Here is a 22,320-nt window from a genome sequence, read left to right on the forward strand (position 1 = left end):
AACGGGGAAACGCGGCCGATGCTCACCTTGCGGCAGATCGAGGTGATCCGCGCCATCATGATCGCCGGCACGATCAGCGGCGCGGCGAAGCTGCTCGGCGTGTCGTCGCCCGGCATCAGCCGGCTGATGAAGCACACCGAGCGGACGCTGCGGCTGAAGCTGTTCGAGCGCCGCCATGGCCGTTATGTGCCGACGCCGGAAGCCAACGACATCTTCGAGCAGATCAACGGGGTCTACAAGAAGGTCGACGACCTGCATTACACGCTGGCGCGGATCGAGCGCGGCGGCGAGATCGAGCTGCGCATCGGCTCGGTGCCGAGCATCTGCCACGTCATGGTGCCGCGCGCGATCGAGAAGCTGAAGCGCAAGCATCCGGATCTGCGCATCGACATCAACATCCTCAAGATCGAGGAGGCGCTCGACTATCTCCTGCTCGGCAAGGGCGAGATCGCGGCAATGAGCTACAAGCTCGACCATCCCGGCATCGACTTTGAGCCGCTGAGCCGGGGCGAACTGCTCTGCATCGTCCCCGACGGCCATGAGCTGGCGGGCCGCGAGGTGATCTCGGCCGCCGAGATCGTGCGCCACCCGCTGATCGGCATCGACCCCAACGACCCCTATGGCCGGATCATGGCCGAGATCTTCAGCCGCCAGGGGCTGAACTACGACATCGTCATCAAGGCGCGGTTCGGAACGACGGTCTGCTCGCTGGTGCGCGCCGGGCTCGGCATCGCCGTGATCGACCAGTTCACGGTCGCGCATGGCTCGATGCAGGGCATCACCACGATCCCGATCGCGGAGCCGACGCAGTTCCAGACTTATGTCGCGATCAAGAACGACAAGGCCCCTTCCCTCTACGCCGAGACCTTCGTTGCGCTGCTGCGGCAGGAGATGGACGCAGTTGTCAGGCCGCGCGAGGCGGCATCAGGGAAAGCCGCTGGCAAGATAACATCAGGTTAGGTAATCCGATCAAATTGGTTATCGCGTTATCACGCTCGATCGGCTTATCTGACGACAGGTAACGCCTGCTGAGACGACAGGCGAGCCGCACAGGGACGAGATAATGCCGAGTTTTCCCATCGCCAACCGGACGAAGCGCGTGCTGCTCGGGCTGATCGGCTCGCCGATCGCGCATTCGGCCGCGCCGTCGATGCACGAGGCGGCGGCACGGCAGGCCGGCTTCGAACTTCATTACCACCTGATCGAGGTGGCGGGCGCCGGGCGTGGCGATCTCGCGGCGATCCTCGACGGTGTGCGCCGCATGGGCTTTTCCGGCGTCAACGTGACCTATCCCTACAAGGAGGCAGTGGTTCCGCTGCTCGACGCGCTCTCGCCTGAGGCCACCGCCATGGGCGCGGTCAATACGGTGGTCGCGCGGGACGGCAAGCTCACCGGCTACAACACCGACGCGACCGGCTTCGCCACCGCCTATCGCGCGCTCGGCCGCGATGATGGCGACGCGCCCGTCGCGATCATCGGCACGGGCGGCGTCGGCAAGGCAATCGGCTTTGCGCTCGTGGGCTGTGGCGTCAGCCATCTGCGGCTGTTCGACAGCGACCGCGCCAAGGCGCAGGCGCTGGCGAGTCAGATCGGCGAGCGCGCGCGGGTCGAGGTCTGCGCCGGCGTCGCCGAGGCGGTTTCGGGCGCGGCCGGCATCGTCAACGGCACGCCGATCGGGATGCTGCCCAACCGCGACAGCCCCGTCCCGGCCGGGCTCATCCAAAAATCTCAGTGGGTCGCGGACGCGGTCTATCATCCGCTCTGGACACCGCTGCTGAAAGCCGCGCAGAAGGCGGGCGCCACGGTGATGACGGGTCGCGAACTCAGCATCAACCAGGCCGTCGACGCCTTTGCGCTGTTCACCGGGGTGCAGCCCCAAAATGGGGCCATCACTGAGGCCTTCGACCAATCCCTGGCCGCGCAGGAGGCGAGCCACCACGCAGCCTAGATCATCCCGATCGACAACGTCCCGCAGCAGCCGGGCGAAGAAGAAACCAAGCCAAACCTCTGGAGGAGACAACCCATGAAGACCCAATGGATCATCGGCGCCGCGCTGGCGACCGCGCTTGGCCTGCCGGCCTCTGCGCAGGAGAAGGTCAAGCTCGTCGACGTCGTCGAATTGTCGGGTGCGGGCGCCACCGCCGGCACCAACTGGAAGAACGGCATCGACCTCGCCGTCGCCGACATCAACGCCAAGGGCGGCATCCTCGGCAAGCCAATCGAGATCGTCCACTACGACACGCAGACCAATCCGGGCAACACCCGCGCCGCCGTGCAGCGCGCCATCGACGAGGGCACCTACGCCGTGCTCGGCCCGGTCTTTTCCGGCCCGATCGGCGCCTCGATGCAGATCGCGCAGCGCGCCGAGATCGCCCAGATTGTCGGCGGCGAGGCCGCCGGCCTGACCAAGCAGGGCAACCCGTTCCTGTTCCGCACCTCGCTCAGCCAGGCGGCAGCGATGCCCAAGATCGCGAAATACCTGAAGGACACGGTCAAGGCCGGTTCGGTCGCGGTCGTCTGGGTCAACAACGACTTCGGCAAGGGCGGGCGCGACGCGATCATCCCCGAGCTGGAGAAGGCCGGCATCAAGGTCGCGGCCGACGTCGCGACCGAGCAGGGCCAGGCCGATTTCGCGGCCGACGCGATCAAGATCAAGAACTCCAACGCCGACGCCGTCTTCGTCTATCTGAACGAGGAGGAGAGCGCCCGCTTCCTGCGCGCCGCCAAGCAGCAGGGCATCACCAAGCCGATGGTCGGCGAGACCACCCTGCTCGGCGCCAAGGTGATCGACCTCGCAGGCGATGCCGCCAATGGCGTGCGCGGCCATGTCGGCCTGTCGATCGACGCGCCGATCCCGGCCTTCCAGGAGTTCGGCAAGAAGTTCCAGGCGAAGTACAACTACGCCTCGGATCATAACGGCCTGAAGGGCTACATGGCCGTCTACATGGTCAAGTGGGCGACCGAGAAGCAGAAGAAGTTCGACAAGAAGGGCGTCGCCGACACGCTGCGCGGCGCGACGATCAAGCCGTCCGACGAGCCGGGCATCCTGATCGAGACCACGATCGAGCAGAACGGCGACCTCGACCGCGAGAGCTTCCTCGCCGAGGTGATCAACGGCAAGCAGGTGATCAACGCCACCCTGCCGAAGATCAAGCCGTAGAGCGCACGAACCGCGACATAAACCCCTCCCCCTTGTGGGGAGGGGAAGGGGTGGGGGGCGGAAAGTCCAAGCCCTCCAGAAATCGACGAGACGGGGCGCTGATACCAGCGAGCCTGCCCGATCAATCCCTCACCCGGTCGTTCGCCCCCCACCCCAACCCCTCCCCACGAGGGGGAGGGGCTAGGTCGAGCCAATCGCGCCAACCGAACAAGGCACCAAGCCATGGCCGAATTCATCGCCTATCTCATCGCCGGCATCGCAACGGGCGCGATCTATGCGCTCGCCGCGATAGGCTTCACCCTGGTCTGGCAGACCTCGCAGACGATCAACTTCGCCCAGGGCGAGTTCGTGATGCTGCCGGCCGTGCTGGTCCTGCTCGCGATCAAGCTCTTCGGCGCTCCGGTCTGGCTCGGCGCGCTGATCGGCATCGCCGCATTCATCCTGATCTTCGGCGTCGGCTTCAAACTCGCCGTGGTCGATCCGATGATCAAGCATGGCGTGCTGCCGCTCGCCATCGCCACCATGGCGCTGTCGATCATCATGAAGGAGGGCGCCAAGGACGGCTTCTCGGCCGAGGCGCAGAACTTCCCCTCCTTCGTGCCGACGCAGACGATCGAGGTCTTCGGTGCGGCGATCTCGTTGCAGCATCTGGCGATCATCGCCTGCGCATTTGCGGTCATCGGGCTGCTGCAATGGTTCGTCGGCGGCACCCGCCTCGGCCGGCAGATGCAGGCGACGGCGCAGAACCCGACGGTGGCCCGCATCCTCGGCATACCGGTCGAGCGGATGGTGCTGCTGACCTTCGTCATCAACGCCGCGCTGGCGGTCGTTGCCTCGGTGCTGATCTCGCCGATCTATCTGGCGAAGTTCTCCAATGGCGAGGTCATCGGCCTCTTCGCCTTCATCGCGGCGATCGTCGGCGGCTTCAACCAGGTGCGCGGCGCGCTCGTGGGCGGGCTCGTCGTCGGCATCGTCGACTCAATGGCCGCGGCTTACGTCTCGAGCTCCTACCGGCTGGCGGTGCCGCTGGTGCTGCTCGTCGTCATCATCCTGCTCAAGCCCGAAGGGCTGATGGGCCGCAAAGAGGAGCGCCGCGTATGAGTGCCCCCGCAACCCGGCCCGCTACGCACGACCCCGTGACCGCCTCCCCTCGCCTCGCCCGGCTGCCGGGCCTCGGCGGCACGATCGACGGCACCTTCCTCACCCTGGTGATCGGCGCCGCGATCCTCTGGTTCGCCCCGGTCGGGATGGGCCGCTACGGCACCTATGTGCTGTCGCTCTGGCTCGTCATGAGCATCGCCGTGATGGGGCTGAACCTGACGCTGGGCTATGCCGGGCTGAAGTCGCTGGCGCAGGCCGCCTTCATGGGGCTCGGCGCCTACACGACCGCGCTGCTGACGACCAAGGCCGGCGTCTCCTGGTATGCCGCCTTCGCGCTGTCGGGACTGCTGACATTCGCGGTCGGCATCCTGCTCGGCTTCCCGGCGCTGCGCGTCAAGGCGCATTACCTCGCCTTCGTGACGCTCGCCTTCTCGACGCTGATCTGGCTGATCCTGCGTAACGAGCAATGGCTGACCGGCGGCGTGTTCGGCATCTCGAACATCAACCGGCCGGACTTTTTCGGCATCAAGCTGTTCGGGGCGCTGGAGTTCCACCGCTTCGTCGTCGCAGTGACCTTCATCCTGGCGGTCGCGCTGTGGTGGCTGATCCGCAGCCCCTGGGGCCGCGCCTTCACGGCGCTGCGCGAGAACCCGATCCGGGCCGCGAGCCTCGGCATCGACACCCGCACCTATACGCTGCTCGCCTTTGCGATCGGCTCCGCCTATGCGGGCTTCGCGGGCGCGCTCTATGCGCCGCTGGTCGAGTTCATCGACCCTTCCCCCTTCTCGCTCTCGCAGAGCTTCTTCCTGCTGCTGATGGTGGTGGCGGGCGGGGCCGGCTACCTGCTCGGCCCCTTCGTCGGTGCGCTGCTCGGCGTCGTGCTGCCGGAATGGCTGCGCTTTGCCGGCTCGCTCTACCTGATCATCTTCGCGGCGATCGTCATGCTGCTGCTGATCGCCTGCCCGCAGGGCGTCAGCGGCCTGATGGAACGGGCCTGGGCCAAAATCACCGGCAAGCGGGGAGACGCCCGATGAACCAGGTCTCTACAAGCAGCAAGGTTCTGGAAGTCAGCAATCTCCACAAGGCCTTCGGCGGCATCAAGGCGGTCAACGGCGTGTCGTTCTCGGTGAACGAGGGCGAGATCCTCGGCATCATCGGCCCCAATGGCTGCGGCAAGTCGACCCTGTTCAACTGCATCCTCGGCCAGTTGGAGCCGACCGAGGGCACGGTGAAGCTCGACGGCCAGGACGTCACCAATATGCGCCCGTCCGATCTCAACCGGCTCGGCGTCAGCCGCACCTTCCAGCTCCTGCAGGTCTTCCCGGAACTGACGGTGCGGGAGAACCTGATCCTCGCCGGGCAGGAGCATGAGGGGACGATGCTGTCGCGGCTGTTCGGCGCGCGCGATGCCGGGCTGACCGAGAAGGCCGAGCAGATGATCGGCTTCTTCAAGCTCGGACATCTGGCGGACGCCAAGGCGGGCGGGCTCTCCTATGGCCAGCAGAAGCTGCTCGACGCCGCCATGGCCTTCATGGCGGGCCCCCGCCTCGTGCTGCTCGACGAACCGGCCGGCGGCGTGAATCTCACCATGCTTGGCGACCTCAAGGAGCGCTTACGCGCCATCAATGCCGAACAGGGCGCGACCTTCGTCGTCATCGAGCACAACATGGATTTCGTGATGTCGCTGTGCTCGCGCGTCATCGTGCTGGCCGAGGGCAAGGTGCTGGCTGAAGGAACGCCGGCCGAAGTCAGGGCCAATCCGGCCGTGATCGAAGCGTATCTGGGGCATTGAGGAGCCGCGCCATGAGCACCCCCATCCTCGAACTCGACGGCGTGGTCGGCGGCTATGGCGCCATGACCATCCTGAACGGCACGACGTTCAAGGTGCCGCGCGCCGCCATCACCACGGTCATCGGCCCCAACGGCGCCGGCAAATCGACTGTGTTCAAGGCGATCTTCGGCCTGCTCAAGGTGCGCGAGGGCCATATCCGGCTCGACGGCACCGAGATCACCAATTGGAGCCAGCGCAAGCTGCTGGAGGCCGGCATCTGCTACGTGCCGCAGGGCCGCAACATCTTCCCCGAGCTGTCGGTGCGCCACAATATCGAGCTCGGCGCAGTCGCGGCGGGCTCTGATATCACCGACATGCCCAAGCGCATCGAGGCGGCGCTCGACCGCTTCCCCTCGCTGCGCGCCAAGGCCGACGTGCAGGCCTCGACGCTGTCCGGCGGACAGCAGAAGCAGCTCGAGATCGTGCGCGGCCTGCTGCTCGACCCGAAGCTCGTGCTGATTGACGAGCCCTCGATCGGCCTCTCGCCGATGCTGGTGCAGGAGACCTTCGGCATCCTGATGGAGTTGCGCGCCAAGGGCGTCACCATCCTGATGGTCGAGCAAAACGCCCGCTCGGCGCTGGAGATTTCCGACGAAGGCCTCGTGCTCGAACTCGGCCAGACCCGCATGCAGGGACCGGCGACCGAGATCCTGGCGGATCCGCGCGTCGCGCAGCTCTTCCTCGGCGGCGCGCTGACGGAGGCGGCATGATGCCCCCCTGCCCCGTCATGCTCGGCCTCGTGCCGAGCATGACGGGGAGCCTTTATTCGCAGTCGCTGAGGACGAGGATACGATGACCGCCCCACTCAGAATCGCCCTCGTCGGCGCCGGCCTGATCGGCCGTGCGCATCTGGAGCGCCTCGACGACTTGCCGGACTGCGACTGCGCCGCGATCTGCGACCCGACCGACGCCGCCAAGGCGCTCGCCGCCTCGCGCGGCACGCCCTGGTTTTCCTCGATTGGCGAGATGCTGGCGGCGATGAAACCGGACGGCGCGATCATCGCGACGCCGAACGCCCTGCATGTGCCGGGCGCCGTCGAATGCCTGGAGGCCGGCGTCCCGGTCCTGATCGAAAAGCCGCTGGCGGAGAGCGTCGCGGCGGCTGAGCTTCTGATCGCGGTGCAGGCACGGACCGGCGTTCCCGTGCTCGGCGGCCATCACCGCCGCCACAACCCGATCGTCAAGGCCGCGCGCAAGCTGGTGCAGGAGGGCGGCATCGGCCGGCTCGTCGCGGTCAACGCGCTGTTCCTGATCCGCAAGCCCGACGACTATTTCGACGTCGCCTGGCGGCGCGAGCCCGGCGGCGGGCCGGTCTTGATCAACCTCATCCACGACATCGACAATCTGCGCTTCATCTGCGGCGAGATCGAGAACGTGCAGGCGATGACCTCGAATGCGACGCGCGGCTTCGCCGTCGAGGATACGGCGGCGCTGATCTTCCGCTTCGCCAACGGCGCACTCGGATCAGCGACGATTTCCGATGTAACGCCAAGCCCCTGGAGCTGGGAGCTTACCTCGGGTGAGAACAAGGTATATCCCCAACGCGACGGGCTCTGCTACCTGATCGCGGGAAGCGAGGGTTCGCTCTCGATTCCGTCGCTGGAGCGCTGGCATTACGAGGGCCGGCAGGGCTGGTGGGAGCCGCTGCTGCGCGCGAGCCTCGCCATCGCGCCCCTCGAACCGCTGGCCGAGCAGATCCGGCATTTCTGCGCCGTGATCCGCGGCACGGAGGCCCCGATCACCGACGCCGCCGACGCCACGCGCACCCTTGCCGTGATCGAGGCCGTCGGCGAAGCTGCCCGGCTCGGCGCCCCCGTCACGATCGGTCAGGTTGGAGCAAAAGCCGCATGAACCCGACCTCGATCGCCACCGTATCGCTCAGCGGCGACCTCGCCGAGAAGCTGCAGGCGATCGCCGCAGCCGGCTTCGACGCGGTCGAGGTCTTCGAGAATGATTTCCTGACCTTCGACGGCGGCCCGCGCGAGGTCGGCCGGATGGTCGCCGATCTCGGCATGACGATCTCGGCCTTCCAGCCCTTCCGCGATTTCGAGGGCATGCCGGAGCCGCTGCGGGCACGAACCTTCGCCCGGGCCGAGCGCAAATTCGCGATCATGAACGAGCTCGGCGCCGAGCTGATGCTGATCTGTTCGAACGTCTCGCCGCAGGCGCTGGGCGGCATCGACCGGGCGGCGGCCGATCTGCGCGAGCTCGGCGATCTCGCCGCCCGCTACGGCGTACGCGTCGGCTTCGAGGCGCTGGCCTGGGGCCGGCACGTCAACGACTATCGCGACGCCTGGGAGATCGTGCGCCGGGCCGACCATGAGCGCATCGGGCTGATCCTCGATTCCTTCCACACGTTGGCGCGCCAGTCGCCGCTCGGGCCGATCGCCTCGATCCCCGGCGACCGGATCTTCCTGGTGCAGCTCGCCGACGCGCCGAAGCTCGACATGGACGTGCTGAGCTGGAGCCGGCACTTCCGCTGCTTCCCGGGCCAGGGCGACCTCGCCGTCGTCGATTTCGTCCGGGCGATCGCGCAGACCGGCTACAAGGGGCCGCTCTCGCACGAGATCTTCAACGACCAGTTCCGCGCCGGCTCGGCCCGGCGGCTGGCGACGGACGGCATGCGCTCGCTGATCGCGCTCGCCGACCAGACCACGCCGATCCTGCCGCCGCGCGTGCAGATCCTGGGCGTCGAGTTCATCGAGTTCGCGCTCGACGAGGACACTGCGGCCGAACTGGCTAGCCTGTTTTCGGCGCTGGGCTTCCGCCAGACCGGGCAGCATGTCAGCAAATCCGTCACGCGCTGGAGCCAGGGCAGCATCAACCTCCTGCTCAACACCGAAAAGGACGGCTTCGCGCAATCGCATGCGATCATGCACGGCCCCGGCGTCTGCGCGATCTGCCTGCGGGTCGACAATGTCGGGCAGGCGATGGCGCGCGCGACCGGCCTGCGTATCCAGAGCTTCGAGCAGCCGGTCGGCCCTGGCGAACTGCATATCCCCGCCATCCGGGGCGTCGGAGGCTCGCTGATCTATTTCACCCAGCCCGAAGGCGAACTCGGCCATATCTGGGACAAGGATTTCGTGCCGGTCACGGGAGCGAAGGTGCCGGCAGCCGCCGCGCCGCTCGAGAGCGTCGACCACATCTCCCAGTCGATGGACTATGAGGAGATGCTGTCCTGGCTGCTGTTCTACACCGCGCTGTTCCAGCTCGACCGCATCCCGCAGCTCGCCATCGCCGATCCGGGCGGGCTGGTCGAGAGCCGGCCGCTGGTCAGCACCAGCGGCTCGCTGCGCTTCATCCTGAACGGCTCGCAGGCGACGCGGACCCTGTCCTCGCGCTTCGTCTCCGAGCATTTCGGCTCGGGCGTGCAGCACATCGCCTTCGATGCGCCCGACATCTTCGCGGCGGTGACGGCGATGCGCGCGGCAGGGCTTTCCTTCCTCGACATCCCCGAGAACTATTACGAGGACCTGGAGGCGCGGCACGGACTCGATCCGGACCTGATCGACCGGCTGCGCGAGCACCACATCCTCTATGACCGCGACGGCGACGCCGAATTCCTGCAGGTCTACACCCATGTCTTCGCGCAGCGCTTCTTCTTCGAGATCGTCGAGCGGCGCGGCGGCTATGCGGGGTTCGGGGCGGTGAACGCGCCGGTCAGGCTCGCCGCGCAGGCCAGGGAGGCTCGCCCGGTGACGATGCCGCGCTCGTTGCGGGAATTATAAGCGCGGGACGGCCCACTGGCGCCAACTTCGCCGTGCCTTGGCGGCGCCGCAATGCTAACCTCCGGAAGGATCGGCAGGAGCAGGAAAAGGTCATGGCACGAGAAACCCGCTTCAACCGTCGTGACACGCTGAAGGGCGCAGCTGCGGTCGCAGCCAGCGCCGCCCTGCCCTCCACGCTTGGTGCGCAGAGCCCGGCACGGCTGAAGCTGCGCGTGCTGGAGACGACCGATCTCCACGTCAATGTCGTGCCTTACGACTATTTCCGCGACGCTGCCGACGACACGGTCGGCCTCGCCAAGACCGCGAGCCTGATCAAGTCGGCGCAGGCCGAGGCGAAGAACAGCCTGCTCTTCGACAATGGCGACTTCCTGCAGGGGTCGTCGCTCGGCGACTACATCGCCTACAAGAAGGGCCTCAAGCCCGGCGAGATCCATCCGATGATCGCCGCGATGAATGCACTGCCCTATCTCTGCGGCACGCTCGGCAACCACGAGTTCAATTACGGGCTCGACTTCCTCGACAACGGGCTCGGCAAGGCCGAATTTCCCTTCGTCTGCGCCAATATCGAGCGGGTTGGAGGGGCAGCGCTGGTCGATCCCTGGCGGCTGTTCGAACAGAGCTTCGAGGACGAGGCGGGGCAGCAGCAGGTTCTGAAGATCGGCGTGATCGGCTTCGTGCCGCCGCAGATCATGCAGTGGGACAAGGCCAATCTCGAGGGCAAGCTCGTCGCCAGCGACATCGTCAATGCCGCCCACAAGCACCTGCCCGAATTGCTGAAGGCCGTCCCCGACATCGTCATCGCGCTCTGCCATTCCGGCATCGCGGGCGGCGAACGCAAGGGCATGGAGGAGAACGCGGCGCTGCATCTCGCCGCCCTCGACGGTATCGACGTCATCCTGACCGGCCACCAGCATCTCGTCTTTCCCGGGGCCAAGGCCTTCGACGGCATAGCAGGCGTCGACAACGTCAAGGGCACGCTGCATGGCAAGCCGGCCTGCCAGCCCGGCTTCTGGGGCTCGCATCTCGGCATCGTCGACCTCGACCTCGAGAAGCGCGACGAGCGCTGGCGCATCGCCGGTTTCAAGGTCGAGCCGCGGCCGATCTTCGAGCGCACGCCGGACCGCAAGATCGTGCCGAAAGCTTCCGCGGAGCCCGCCGTCCTCGCCACCGTCAAGACCGACCACGAGGCGACGCTGATCTATATGCGCGAGCCGGTCGGCAAGACGGCATCGCCGATCAACAGCTTCTTCGCGCTGGTCGCCGACGACCCTTCCGTGCAGATCGTCGCCGAGGCGCAGATCGCCTACGCAAAGGGCCTGATGGCGCAGACGGCGTGGAAGGACCTGCCGGTGCTCTCGGCCGCCGCGCCGTTCAAATCGGGCGGACGCGCGGGGCCGGCCTTCTACACCGACATTCCGGCCGGCCCGATCGCGATCAAGAACGTCGCCGACATCTATCTCTATCCGAACACGGTGCAGATCGTGAAAATCACCGGCGCGCAGGTGGCGGAATGGCTGGAGCGCTCGGCCGGCATCTTCAACCGGATCGACCCCGCCAAGACCGGCGAGCAGCCGCTGATCAATCCGGGCTTCCCCGCCTTCAATTTCGACGTGATCGACGGCGTGACCTACCGGATCGATGTCACGCAGCCCTCGCGCTATGACGGCGACGGCAAGCTGGCCGCACCGGAAGCCCGCCGCATCGTCGATCTCGCCTATGCCGGCAAGCCGATCGACAAGACGACCGAGTTCATCGTCGTGACCAACAACTACCGCGCCTCGGGCGGCGGCAATTTCCCAGGCACCCGGACGACCGTGGTGCTGGAGGCGCCCGACCTCAACCGCGACGTGATCGTGCGCTACATCCTGTCCAAGGGCACGATCGAGCCGAAGGCCGACGCAAACTGGTCGCTGGCGCCCTTGCCGTCCGGCGTGGAGGCAACCTTCGTGACGTCGCCCGCAGCTGCGGGGAAGCTGCCGGAAGGGCTCAAGGCCGAGCCGGCAGGCGATGCTGGAGAGGGCTTCGCCAAGTGGCGGCTGCGGGGGTGAGGAGGCCCTGCCGTCAGGCTGCCTGCGCCGTCGTCAGCACGACCTGCCGGAAGGCGCGGACCAGATCCGCGTCGAGCTTGGCGCCCATCAGCACCAGCAGGTCGTAAGCCTGATCGGGCAGCATCGGCGGCTTGTAGCTGCGCCGCTCGATCAGCGCGGCGTAGATGTCGCAAATCGTGATCATCCGCACGATGTCGGAAATCTGGCTGCCGCGCTGCCCGTCCGGATAGCCGGAGCCATCGAGATATTCGTGGTGCGAGCGCACGGCTGCGAGCACTTCCGGCCGGAAGCCGCCCTGCTCCAGAAGCATCTTGTGGCCGATCGCCGGGTGGCTACGCATGACTGCCTGCTCGGCCTCGTCGAGCGCGCCGGGCTTGTGCAGGATATCGAGCGGAATCCGCGCCTTGCCGATGTCGTGGAGGACGGCTGCGCGGGTCACGAGCCGCCGGTCATCGTCGCAGAATCCGAGCCGATGAGCGAAGCTGGCGGCAAGGCCGGCGACGAGCATGCAGTGCTGATAGGTCAGGTCGTCATAGCTCCAGACGACCTGAAGCCAGTCGCCGATATCCGCGGCGCCGGCGGCCTGGCCGATCGCCTCGACAGAGGCCTCGACCGCGCCGAGAGGAATCGATTTCCCGGTCGAGGCCGATTCCAGCATGTCAGCCAGCGATACCGCCGCCGTCGCGAGATGGGCGCGGGTGAAGGCCTGCGTGCCGCCGGCGGGGTCTGCATCCTCGCCCCCCTGCAGCAGCTGGCTAATCGTCTGGACGAGCAGGGACGGCGCCGACCCAGCCGGCAGGATTTCGGTCGCACCGATGGCGCGCGCCTGGATGGTGGAGCGCGCGGTCATATCCCGCAACAGGCAAAGATAAGGCGTATCCTTGCGCCGGTAGCGGGCCAGCGCCTCGCGAATGGCGTCGACCGAGCGCCGCTCGCCGAGATCGACGTCGCTGACGACGATCCTGGGCTGCGCGTCCGCACCGCCCGCCCGGCCGTCGAGCCCGACGACGACGCAGGGCCCCCACAGAGTGAGGCCTCGCGCAATGTCCCGACTTTCGTCCGAGCGATCGGTAATCAGAAGCATTCCGGCAGGTATCCGCGGCGCGACATCATGACATGTTCGCGCCATTGGAACCCGCAATTATGAATTTACTGCATATTCCATACGGTAAACTCGCCCCTGTGTTCAGGGCGCGATTTCGAACACCACGTTGACGCTCGTACCGTAGCTGTTCTCGCCGCGCTCGACCGGCACGAAGCTGTCGGCCGCCGCAGCCCGCATGACCTTGCCCATCGGCACGGGGCCGGGCCGCGCGGGGCTCTCCTCGATCGAGAGGATGCGCCCGAGCTTGACGTTCGCCGCCTCGGCCAGCGTGCGCGCCCGCTCCATGGCGTCGGCGACGGCACGCTTGCGCGCCTCGGCCAGGCTCGGCTTCGGGTCGTCATTGACGAAGCTGATATCCCCGCCCTGATTGACGCCGAGGCCGACGACCTTGTCGAGGACCGCGCCGAGCGCCGACAAATCACGGATGCGGATGGTCAGGGCGTTGCTGGCCGCGTAGCCGCTGATCTTCGGCGCCTGGGGCTTCGCCTGCGGGCCGGGCTGGGCATAGCGCGGCTGGATGTTCAGGCCTGCGGTTTGGAGGTCGCGCTCGGCGATGCCGGCCGCCTTCAGCGCGGCGAGCACCTGCTTCATCGCCTCGCTGCTCGCCGCGACCGCCTCGCGCGCCGTCTCGGCCTCGCGCAGCACCGACAGGTTGAGGATCGCCATGTCGGGAGCGACGCTAACCTCGCCCTCCCCGACCACGCTGATCCGGGGCGAAGGCTGCGCCTGCTGTCCCATAGCGGGAGCCGACAGCGCCACGGCGGCGCAGATCAGCGTCGATCCAAGGAACATGGTGGCTAGGCTTTTTGACATCGACTGATCCTGTTTGCTCGCGGCCTTGCGGCAGAAGGGAGCAGAACAGGGCCATCATGTCGAAATTATCGCGATGGCGGCCGGAGACGGCAGACGGTGCCAACATGGACGAAATTTAACTCGGGAACGCAGGCTCGCCGCCCTAGATTGGAATCGTTTTAACCTGGAACCCGCCATGACCGACGATCCGAAACTCTCTCCTTCCCGCGGCAGTTACGACGGCGTCGCTAGAGCTCTTCATTGGGGCATGGCCGGGCTGATCCTGCTGGCCTTCGTGCTTGCGCTCCTTATCGATGGGTTGCCGCGCTCCTGGAAATATGCGGCGGTGGAAACGCATAAGGCGATCGGCATCGCGATCCTCCTTCTGCTCGCGCAGCGCCTCGTCTGGCGCGCAACGCATCCCCGGCACGCGCCGGCAAAAGGCCCCAGGTGGCTTGAGCGGGCCGGGCGCCTCGGCCATGCGGGACTTTACCTGCTGATGTTCGCCGCTCCGGCGGCCGGAATCGCCTATGTGGCGATGCGCGGTCAGGGGCTCGATCTCGGCCTGCTCAAGATCGCGCCGTTCACCGCCGCATCGCCCCGCGAGGTGACGCGGCCGGTCCGCGAACTGCATGAATGGTTCGCCTATGGCCTGATCGGGCTCGCGGCGCTGCATATGCTGGCCGCGCTGTGGCACCATCTCATCCGCAAGGACGATACGCTGCGGCAGATGCTGCCGGGCAAGTGAGGCAGGGCCAGTAAGGCCCGGCCACGGCCGCCGCCCTACCCCTCCACCAACCGCCTTGCGATGACCTGCGCCTGGATCTCGGCCGCGCCCTCGAAGATGTTGAGGATGCGGGCGTCGCAGAGTACGCGGCTGATGGCGTATTCCAGCGCGAAGCCATTGCCGCCATGGATCTGGAGGGCGTTGTCGGCGGCGGCCCAGGCGACGCGGGCGCCCAGCAGCTTGGCCATGCCAGCCTCGAGATCGCAGCGACGCTCGGCATCCTTCTCGCGGGCGGCGAAATAGGTGAGCTGGCGAGCGATCAGGATCTCGACCGCCATCATCGCGAGCTTGTCGGCGACGCGCGGGAAGGCGATCAGCTTCTTGCCGAACTGGATGCGCTCCTTGGCGTAGCGCAGGCCGAGATCGAAGGCCGATTGGGCGACGCCGACGGCGCGAGCCGCCGTCTGGATGCGGGCCGCCTCGAAGGTCTGCATGAGCTGCTTGAAGCCCTGCCCCTCGACGCCGCCGAGCAGGTTCTCGGCCTTGACCTCGAAACCGTCGAAGGCGAGCTCGTACTCCTTCATGCCGCGATAGCCGAGCACCTCGATCTCGCCGCCGGTGAGGCCTGCGACCGGGAACGGATCGGCATCTGTTCCGCGCGGCTTCTCGGCGATCAGCATGGAAAGGCCGCGATAGCCGGCGGCATCGGGATCGGTGCGGACCAGCAGCGTCATGATGTCGGCGCGGACGGGGTGGGTGATCCAGGTCTTGTTGCCGGAGACCTTCCAGACCTCACCATCGCGGACCGCGCGGGTACGCAGGCTGGCGAGGTCAGAGCCGGTGTTGGGCTCGGTGAAGACCGCGGTCGGCAGCACTTCGCCGGAGGCGAGCTTCGGCAGCCATTTCTCCTTCTGCTCCGGCGTGCCGCCGCAGAGGATCAGCTCGGCGGCGATCTCGGAGCGGGTGCCGAGCGAGCCGACGCCGATATAGCCGCGCGAAAGCTCCTCCGAGACGACGCACATCGAGACCTTGGAGAGGCCCATGCCGCCGAATTCCTCGGGAATGGTCAGGCCGAAGACGCCGAGCTCGGCCATCTTCTCGACCACCTCGATCGGGATGTACTCGTTCTTCAGATGCCACTCATGGGCATGGGGCGCGACTTCCGCCGCGCAGAAGCGGCGCATCTCCGAGCGGATCGCTTCCAACGTCTCGTCGAGGCCTGGGTCGCCGACGCTGACGGCGCCGTCATCCTGGCTGAACAGGGAGACGAGGCGGGCGCGGTTCTCCGGCGTGTTACCCTCGGCGATCAACGCCTCGGCGGCTTCGGAGCGCGCGGCGGTGATCGCTTTCGCCGAGAGGCCGAGCGCGGGCAGCCGGACGATCTCGCCCTGGCTCATCGGGATGCCCCCGAGGATCTGCGCGGCATATTCGCCGGCGCCGATCCTGATCGCGTAATCCTCGACCGCGCCGTAGCGGTTCTCGGCCGTGAGGCGCTCGCCATAGGCCTTCAGCTCGCGCAGCGCCATGACGTAGGTGGCGAGCCAGGAGAGGCCATGGGCGGCGTGCTGCTCGGCCTCCAGCAGGGCGGAGGAAATCCTGCCGTCGGCCAGGACTTTGCCGCGAACGGCGGCGACCGCCTCCTGCAGCAGGGTCTCGAAGCCGGGCAGCGCAGCGGCGATCAGATCGACGGCGCTGGCAGGTATCTGCGACGGGGCGGCCGCGGTTGCGCTCATGTTTTCTCTCCCTTGTTGCGACGCAGCATATGCCGAACCGCGAAGGAGCGAAAAGCCGTCTTTCGGTTGAGCCGGCGCTATTTCCGACTGGCCAGCACGACTCCGACGATCGTCAGAGCCATGCCCGCGATCTGGACCGGCGACATCGTCTCGCCGAACAGGAGCCAGGCCTCAAGGGCGACCAGTGCCGGGACGAGGTAGAGGAACGTGGCGATGCGCGAGACTTCGCCGCGGCGCAGGATCAGGAGATAGAGCCCGATCCCCCCGAGGGAGAGCGCCAGCACCGACCAGGCCAGGACGAGCGCCATGGTCAGGTTCCACTCGATCCGCATCGGTTCGAGCGCGAAGGCCAGCGGCAGCGTGAAAAGGAAGGCGGCGCCGTATTGGATCGTCGTCACCGTGCGCAGGTCGCCGGAGACGATGCGCACCTTCTGGAAGAAGGAGCCGAAGGTCACGGCCAACGTGCCTACGATATTGACGGCGACCGGAATCAGGATGCCCTCCAGCGCCGCCGGATCGACGCCGACGAGCTTGGGTTCGAGCACCAGCGCGATGCCGAGGAAGCCGCAGAGAATGCCGGCCCAGCGGGGCGGCGAGATGCGTTCTCCGACGAGGGCGGGCGCCAGCATCGCGGTCAGGATCGGCTGGAGCCCGGCGATCAGGCCGGAAATGCCCGCCGGCAGGCCGTGGCGTATCGCCCACCAGAGACCACAGAGATAAATGCCGTGAAGCAGGACGCCGGCGACGATGCAGTCGAGCCAGGCGCGCGGCGTCGCCGGCCAGGGCGCACCGACGGCCAGTGACAGCACGGCGAGCAGGATTCCGGCGCCGGCGAAGCGGACCGACAGGAAGGTCAGCGGATCGGCGTATTGCGCCGAATAGCCGGCGACGATCCAGCCCGACGACCAGAGGAAGGTGAAGATCAGCGGGATGGCGCGCAGGAACAGGGGCGATGTCAGCATGGGACCGGCCTTCGAGGCCCGATTGCTTAATCGCGCGGCAGGACGATGTCGCCCCATGCGGACGCCGCACCGGCATGCTCACACCGGGCGTGCCGCCGGCCTCAGTCGCGATCGGGCGCGCCCGGCGGGAAGAAATGGCGATAGGGCCGCGCCTCCTCGATGACCCGCGCGAAGGAGGGGCGCGCCAGGAGCCGCGCCCGGTAAGCGCGGGCGTTTGGAAACGCGACATCGATCTCGTGGACCCAGTCGGCATAGAACAGCGACGGCGCGGCGGCGCAGTCCGCCATGCCGAACTCGCCGCCGCAGGCCCATTCGCGCCCGGCCAGCCGGGCGTCGAGCCATTGATAGGCCGAGTCCAGCAGCGCGCGCGCATCGGCTACGCTATGGGGGTCCCGGTCGTTCGGCTCGCGCATGTGATCGAAGACGATCTTCTGCATCGGCGTCATCACGTAATTATCGAAGAAGCGGTCCATCATCCGCGTGGCGAGCGCCGCCTTCGCATCCGCTGGCAGCAGCGGCACCGGGCCCGGATGGGTGAGCGACAGATGCTCGATGATGACGCTGGACTCCAGGACGGTTTCGCCGCCGTCGACGAGCACGGGGAAGCGCTTCAGCGGCCAGAGCGCGGCGAGTTCCTCTCCGGCCTGGGGGTCATCGAGCCCGAGCACCCGATAGGCGAAGGGCGTGCCGTTCTCGTAGAGCGCGACCAGCACCTTCTGGCAGTAGGACGAGAAGGGATGCGCGTAGAGCTGAAGGGACATCGGCACCTCGTTCGGCAAATTACTTTACCGAACGATTAAGTGTTATCGCGGTCGGGCGCAAGCCGGCCGAGCGCAGGATAACGGTATCCCCTCCTGCTCTCGTCCTGAAGCGCCGAGGAACAATGATCCCAGCATCTTCAAAGACTTGAACGTCAGCAAGAGGCGCGCCGTCATCCGGGACGCAGCGAAGCGGAGATCCGGGATCCATTCCGGAGCGCTTGTCGGAGAGGTTCAGGCATGGATCCCGGGTCTCCCTGCGGTCGCCCGGGATGACCCGCGTTTTCGGTCGATGAGGCCCGGTCTTCAGACCAATCGCTACCCCGCCAGCGCCTCCGCCACGTCCTCATAGGTCCGCAGGCCCGTGCGTGGAGCATAGACCAGCACCGCCATGTTGCCGGGCGCGTGCTCGTTCTTCCACATCTTGTGGTGGGCGAGCGGGATCTTGTCCCAGGGGAAGACCTCGGACATGCAAGGGTCGATGCGCCGGTCGATGACGAACTGGTTGGCGGCGCTCGCTTGCTTGAGATGGGCGAAATGCGAGCCCTGCACGCGCTTCTGCCGCATCCAGACATAGCGGGCGTCGAAGGTGATGTTGAAACCGGAGGTGCCGGCGCAGAACACGACCATGCCGCCGCGCTTGGCGACGAGGCATGAAACCGGAAAGGTCGCCTCGCCCGGATGCTCGAAGACGATATCGACATCCTTCTTGCCGGTGATGTCCCAGATCGCCTTGCCGAATTTCCGCGCTTCCTTGGTCCATTCGACATATTCGGGCGAATTGACCTTGGGCATCTGGCCCCAGCAGTTGAAATCCTTGCGGTTGATCACACCCTTGGCGCCGAGCCCCAGCACATAGTCGCGCTTGGTCTCGTCCGAGATCACGCCGATGGCGTTGGCGCCGGAGGCGGCGCAGAGCTGCACGCCGAAGACGCCGAGGCCACCCGAAGCGCCCCAGACCAAGACATTGTCGCCGGGCTTGATGGTGTGCGGCGCGTGGCCGAAGAGCATGCGATAGGCGGTGGCGAGCGTCAGCGTGTAACAGGCCGCCTCCTCCCAGGGCAGGTGCTTCGGCTTCAGCATCAATTGGCGCGACTGCACCCGGCAGAACTGGGCGAAGGAGCCATCGGGCGTCTCATAGCCCCAGATGCGCTGGGACGAGGAGAACATTGGGTCGCCGCCATTGCACTCCTCGTCGTCGCCGTCGTCCTGGTTGCAATGGACGATGACCTCGTCGCCGACCTTCCAGCGCTTCACCTTGGAGCCGACGGCCCAGACGATGCCGGAGGCGTCGGAGCCGGCGATATGGAGCGAACCCTTGTGGACGTCGAAGGGCGAGATCGGCTGGCCGAGCCCCGCCCAGATGCCGTTGTAGTTGACGCCGCCCGCCATCACGAGGAGCAGCACCTCCTCTTCGCCGATCGCCCAGGTCGGAACGACCTCGATCTGGAAGCTCTCCTGCGGCGGGCCATGGCGCTCGCGGCGGATCGTCCAGGCATACATGTTGGCCGGGACATGGCCGAGAGGCGGCAATTCGCCGAGTTCGTAGAGATCCTTGTATGTGGTCGCGGCGGGCTGCGGCTTAGACATCTGCGGCTTGGACATCGTCGTCTCTCCCCTGCTTTGTCCGGCGGCTTGCGACCGCCAAGGCGTGCGATCACCCAAAGCGGTCCCGTCGGACGTGTCCCTGATCAGAGACTTGCCCACGATCATGCATCTTATGCTGCGGCGCGCCATCGTTCCATTGGTCTATGTCGCAGCGCGAAACAGAAAGGCGGTGGCGGTCCATCAGGCCGTGCGCTGCGTCCGCCGGGTGCCAAAGCAACCCCTTAACGCAGCCATGCTATAGCAAGCATCGAGCCTGCCGAGGATTTTCCATGCGTGCCCTGATCCTGATGCTCGGACTGCCGGACATGTCGACGCCACAGCTCGTGGTTTTCCTGGCGATCGTCGCGGTCGGGGTGCTGTTGTTCGGCTGGATCTCCGACCTGCTGCTGCGCGACGGCGCCTTCGGCATCATCGTCAACGGGCTCATCGTGCTCGCGGGCGCGATCCTCGGAACGCTGCTCTGGCGCAAGCTCGGCTACACGATCGGCCATAATCCGGCGCTGACCGCCTCCTTCGTCGCCCTTGGCTCGGGGTTGGCGATGCTGATCGCCATCACGACGATCCGGCGCTGGCTCTGAACGGCCCGCCCGGCGCCCGGCCGCTGCTCAGCCCGGGCGATGCGCCGCCAGCATGTAATTGACGTCCATGTCCCGGGCCGCCGACCAGCGATCCGTGAACGGGTTGTAGACCACGCCCGTGCTGTCGCCGAGTTCGAGGCCGCCGCGCTCGATCGCGCCGCCGAGCTCGCCGGGCGTCACGAACTTCTCCCAATCATGCGTCCCGCGCGGCAGCCAGCGCAGGATGTATTCGGCACCGACGATGGCGAGCGCATAGGATTTCAGCGTGCGGTTCAGCGTCGCCATCACGAGCAATCCGCCGGGCTTCGCCGCCGCGCAGCAAGCGCCGACGAAGGCCTCGACATCGGCGACATGCTCGACGACCTCCATCGCCAGGACGATGTCGTAGCGGGCGCCCTGCGCCACCAGCGCCTCGATCGTCTGCTGGCGATAGTCGATCGAAAGCCCGCCAGCTTCGGCATGGGCGCTCGCGACGGAAATGTTGGTCGGCGCGGGGTCGAGCCCCGTCACCTTCGCGCCCAGGCGCGCCAGCGGCTCGCAGAGCACGCCGCCGCCGCAGCCGATGTCGACCAGCGTCAGCCCCTCCAGCGCGCGCATCGTCTTCGGATCACGGCCGAAGCGTTCGCAGGCGAGGTCGCGGATGAAGGCGAGCCGCACCGGATTGAACTTGTGCAGGACGGCCATCGGCCCCTTGGGGTCCCACCAGGTTTTCGCGATCGCATCGAACCGCGCCACCTCGGCGGAATCGATGGTCGAGCCATCGCGCTGGGCGCTCGCCGCCATGGTCATGTCTCCGTTTGCATGCCGCCGACCCTCGTCGCATTGACAGGCCGGCCGCTGCCCGTCATCTACACCCGCCCCGCGCAAGGCGCGAGGGTGACCTTTCGTCCCGGCCCGAACCGGGATTCGTGATACTCGAGAGCCTCTGGACCGCCATGGCCCGTCTGGTGATGAAATTCGGCGGCACGTCCGTCGCGACCGTCGAGCGCATCAAGAACGCGGCCCGGCACGTCAAACGCGAATTCGACGCCGGCCACGAGGTCGCGGTCGTGGTCTCGGCAATGTCGGGCAAGACCAACGAGCTGGTCGCCTGGTGCAAGGAGGCCGCGCCGCTCTACGACCGCGCCGAATACGACGTCGTCGTGGCGTCGGGCGAGCAGGTGACCTCGGGTCTGATGGCGATCGTGCTGCAGGAGATGGGCCTGCCGGCGCGCTCCTGGCAGGGCTGGCAGATCCCGATCTACGGCTCGGACGCGCATGCCTCCTCGCGGATCGAGAGCGTCGACGGCGCCGGCATCCTCGCCGGCTTCGACCGCAACCGCGAGATCGCGGTCTGCTCCGGCTTCCAGGGCCTGCACGCGCAGTCGCACCGAATCGTGACGCTCGGGCGCGGCGGCTCCGACACCTCGGCGGTGGCGATCGCCGCCGGGCTCAAGGCCGACCGCTGCGACATCTATACCGATGTCGACGGCGTCTACACCACCGATCCGCGCGTGGTGCCCAAGGCGAAGCGCATGGACAAGGTCTCCTTCGAGGAGATGCTGGAGATGGCCTCGCTCGGCTCCAAGGTTCTCCAGGTGCGCTCGGTCGAGATCGCCATGGTCCATCGCGTGCCGACCTATGTGCGCTCCTCCTTCGACGACCCCAACAATCCCAATCCAGGCACCCTCATCTGCGACGAGGACGACATCGTGGAACAGCAGATCGTCACCGGCATCGCGTTTTCGCGCGACGAAGCCCAGATCACGCTCCGGCGCGTCGCCGACAAGCCGGGCGTGGCGGCAGCGATCTTCGGACCGCTCGCCGACGCCAACATCAATGTCGACATGATCATCCAGGTCGTCTCCGACGACCAGGCGACGACCGACATCACCTTCACCGTGCCGACCGCCGATTACGAGCGCTCCAGGACCCTGCTCGAGGGCCTGCACGACGTGATCCATTACCAGTCGCTGCAGGGCGCGACCGACGTGGTCAAGATCTCGGCCATCGGCGTGGGCATGCGCAGCCACGCCGGCGTCGCGGCGCGCGCCTTCCGGGCTCTTTCGGAGAAGGGCATCAACATCCGCGCGATCACGACCTCCGAGATCAAGTTCTCGGTGCTGATCGACGCCGCCTATACCGAGCTGGCGGTGCGGACGCTGCACTCGCTCTACGGGCTCGATGCGGCTTAAAAGGCCGCTCAATTT

General features: G+C 66.8%; 20 protein-coding genes. 13 read left to right on the forward strand and 7 right to left on the reverse strand.

Going from position 1 to position 22,320, the window contains the following annotated elements:
• The first annotated feature begins 18 nt into the window (after positions 1–18).
• The 10 genes from AC1RMY_RS18170 to AC1RMY_RS18215 all read left to right on the forward strand — a co-directional run bounded on the left by AC1RMY_RS18170 (position 19) and on the right by AC1RMY_RS18215 (position 11,868).
• On the forward strand, positions 19–960 hold the full coding sequence (locus AC1RMY_RS18170; RefSeq protein WP_492866865.1) for a LysR family transcriptional regulator: 942 nt from the start codon (positions 19–21) through the stop codon (positions 958–960).
• Between the two features lie 103 nt (positions 961–1,063).
• Complete coding sequence (locus AC1RMY_RS18175; protein WP_492866867.1) at positions 1,064–1,948, forward strand: shikimate dehydrogenase; 885 nt, start codon at positions 1,064–1,066, stop codon at positions 1,946–1,948.
• 75 nt (positions 1,949–2,023) lie between these two features.
• Entirely contained in the window at positions 2,024–3,160 is a 1,137-nt protein-coding gene (locus AC1RMY_RS18180; RefSeq protein ID WP_492866869.1) for an ABC transporter substrate-binding protein, read from the forward strand.
• Between the two features lie 222 nt (positions 3,161–3,382).
• Complete coding sequence (locus AC1RMY_RS18185) at positions 3,383–4,261, forward strand: branched-chain amino acid ABC transporter permease (protein WP_492866871.1); 879 nt, start codon at positions 3,383–3,385, stop codon at positions 4,259–4,261.
• Positions 4,258–5,295 carry a branched-chain amino acid ABC transporter permease gene (locus tag AC1RMY_RS18190; protein WP_492866873.1) on the forward strand — a complete coding sequence of 346 codons (1,038 nt, stop codon included), beginning with the start codon at positions 4,258–4,260 and terminating at the stop codon, positions 5,293–5,295. The genes AC1RMY_RS18185 and AC1RMY_RS18190 overlap by 4 nt, the downstream gene beginning before the upstream one ends.
• Positions 5,292–6,053 (forward strand): ABC transporter ATP-binding protein, encoded by a 762-nt coding sequence (locus tag AC1RMY_RS18195; protein WP_492866875.1) that lies wholly within the window; start codon positions 5,292–5,294, stop codon positions 6,051–6,053. The genes AC1RMY_RS18190 and AC1RMY_RS18195 overlap by 4 nt, the downstream gene beginning before the upstream one ends.
• Before the next feature lie 11 nt (positions 6,054–6,064).
• Positions 6,065–6,802 (forward strand): ABC transporter ATP-binding protein, encoded by a 738-nt coding sequence (locus tag AC1RMY_RS18200; RefSeq protein ID WP_492866877.1) that lies wholly within the window; start codon positions 6,065–6,067, stop codon positions 6,800–6,802.
• A gap of 82 nt (positions 6,803–6,884) precedes the next feature.
• Positions 6,885–7,943, forward strand: a complete 1,059-nt coding sequence (locus AC1RMY_RS18205; RefSeq protein ID WP_492866878.1) for a Gfo/Idh/MocA family protein — start codon at positions 6,885–6,887, stop codon at positions 7,941–7,943.
• The gene (locus AC1RMY_RS18210; RefSeq protein ID WP_492866880.1) at positions 7,940–9,820 is read left to right on the forward strand and encodes a bifunctional sugar phosphate isomerase/epimerase/4-hydroxyphenylpyruvate dioxygenase family protein; all 1,881 of its coding nucleotides are present in this window, start codon (positions 7,940–7,942) and stop codon (positions 9,818–9,820) included. Before AC1RMY_RS18205 ends, AC1RMY_RS18210 begins: the two co-directional genes overlap by 4 nt.
• 92 nt (positions 9,821–9,912) lie before the next feature.
• On the forward strand, positions 9,913–11,868 hold the full coding sequence (locus AC1RMY_RS18215) for a bifunctional 2',3'-cyclic-nucleotide 2'-phosphodiesterase/3'-nucleotidase (protein WP_492866881.1): 1,956 nt from the start codon (positions 9,913–9,915) through the stop codon (positions 11,866–11,868).
• A 13-nt stretch (positions 11,869–11,881) separates the two neighbouring features.
• Here AC1RMY_RS18215 and AC1RMY_RS18220 read toward each other — a convergent pair whose 3' ends face one another.
• Positions 11,882–12,952, reverse strand: coding sequence for an HD-GYP domain-containing protein (locus AC1RMY_RS18220; RefSeq protein ID WP_492866882.1), 1,071 nt, complete (start codon positions 12,950–12,952; stop codon positions 11,882–11,884).
• Positions 12,953–13,054: 102 nt separating this feature from the next.
• The gene (locus tag AC1RMY_RS18225) at positions 13,055–13,786 is read right to left on the reverse strand and encodes an SIMPL domain-containing protein (protein ID WP_492866884.1); all 732 of its coding nucleotides are present in this window, start codon (positions 13,784–13,786) and stop codon (positions 13,055–13,057) included.
• A 13-nt stretch (positions 13,787–13,799) separates the two neighbouring features.
• On the opposite strand from AC1RMY_RS18225, the gene AC1RMY_RS18230 reads away from it, so the two are divergent.
• Positions 13,800–14,513, forward strand: coding sequence for a cytochrome b (locus AC1RMY_RS18230; protein WP_492866886.1), 714 nt, complete (start codon positions 13,800–13,802; stop codon positions 14,511–14,513).
• A 35-nt stretch (positions 14,514–14,548) separates the two neighbouring features.
• Here AC1RMY_RS18230 and AC1RMY_RS18235 read toward each other — a convergent pair whose 3' ends face one another.
• From AC1RMY_RS18235 to ccrA, 4 genes are all read right to left on the reverse strand, one after another.
• Positions 14,549–16,225, reverse strand: coding sequence for an acyl-CoA dehydrogenase family protein (locus AC1RMY_RS18235; protein ID WP_492866888.1), 1,677 nt, complete (start codon positions 16,223–16,225; stop codon positions 14,549–14,551).
• Between the two features lie 77 nt (positions 16,226–16,302).
• Complete coding sequence (locus tag AC1RMY_RS18240; RefSeq protein WP_492866890.1) at positions 16,303–17,187, reverse strand: DMT family transporter; 885 nt, start codon at positions 17,185–17,187, stop codon at positions 16,303–16,305.
• 101 nt (positions 17,188–17,288) lie between these two features.
• Positions 17,289–17,948 (reverse strand): glutathione S-transferase family protein, encoded by a 660-nt coding sequence (locus tag AC1RMY_RS18245; RefSeq protein WP_492866892.1) that lies wholly within the window; start codon positions 17,946–17,948, stop codon positions 17,289–17,291.
• A 315-nt stretch (positions 17,949–18,263) separates the two neighbouring features.
• On the reverse strand, positions 18,264–19,550 hold the full coding sequence (ccrA, locus tag AC1RMY_RS18250; protein ID WP_492866894.1) for a crotonyl-CoA carboxylase/reductase: 1,287 nt from the start codon (positions 19,548–19,550) through the stop codon (positions 18,264–18,266).
• Positions 19,551–19,822: 272 nt separating this feature from the next.
• Between ccrA and AC1RMY_RS18255 the strand changes: the two genes are divergently transcribed.
• A complete protein-coding gene (locus tag AC1RMY_RS18255; protein WP_492866896.1) occupies positions 19,823–20,131 on the forward strand; it encodes a hypothetical protein in 309 nt (102 codons plus the stop codon).
• Between the two features lie 27 nt (positions 20,132–20,158).
• On the opposite strand, the gene ubiG is transcribed toward AC1RMY_RS18255, so the two are convergent.
• The gene (ubiG, locus tag AC1RMY_RS18260; protein ID WP_492866898.1) at positions 20,159–20,914 is read right to left on the reverse strand and encodes a bifunctional 2-polyprenyl-6-hydroxyphenol methylase/3-demethylubiquinol 3-O-methyltransferase UbiG; all 756 of its coding nucleotides are present in this window, start codon (positions 20,912–20,914) and stop codon (positions 20,159–20,161) included.
• Positions 20,915–21,066: 152 nt separating this feature from the next.
• On the opposite strand from ubiG, the gene AC1RMY_RS18265 reads away from it, so the two are divergent.
• Entirely contained in the window at positions 21,067–22,305 is a 1,239-nt protein-coding gene (locus AC1RMY_RS18265) for an aspartate kinase (protein WP_492867191.1), read from the forward strand.
• Positions 22,306–22,320 lie beyond the last annotated feature (15 nt).

The organism is Allobosea sp. GW822-FHT03F07 (assembly GCF_058801345.1).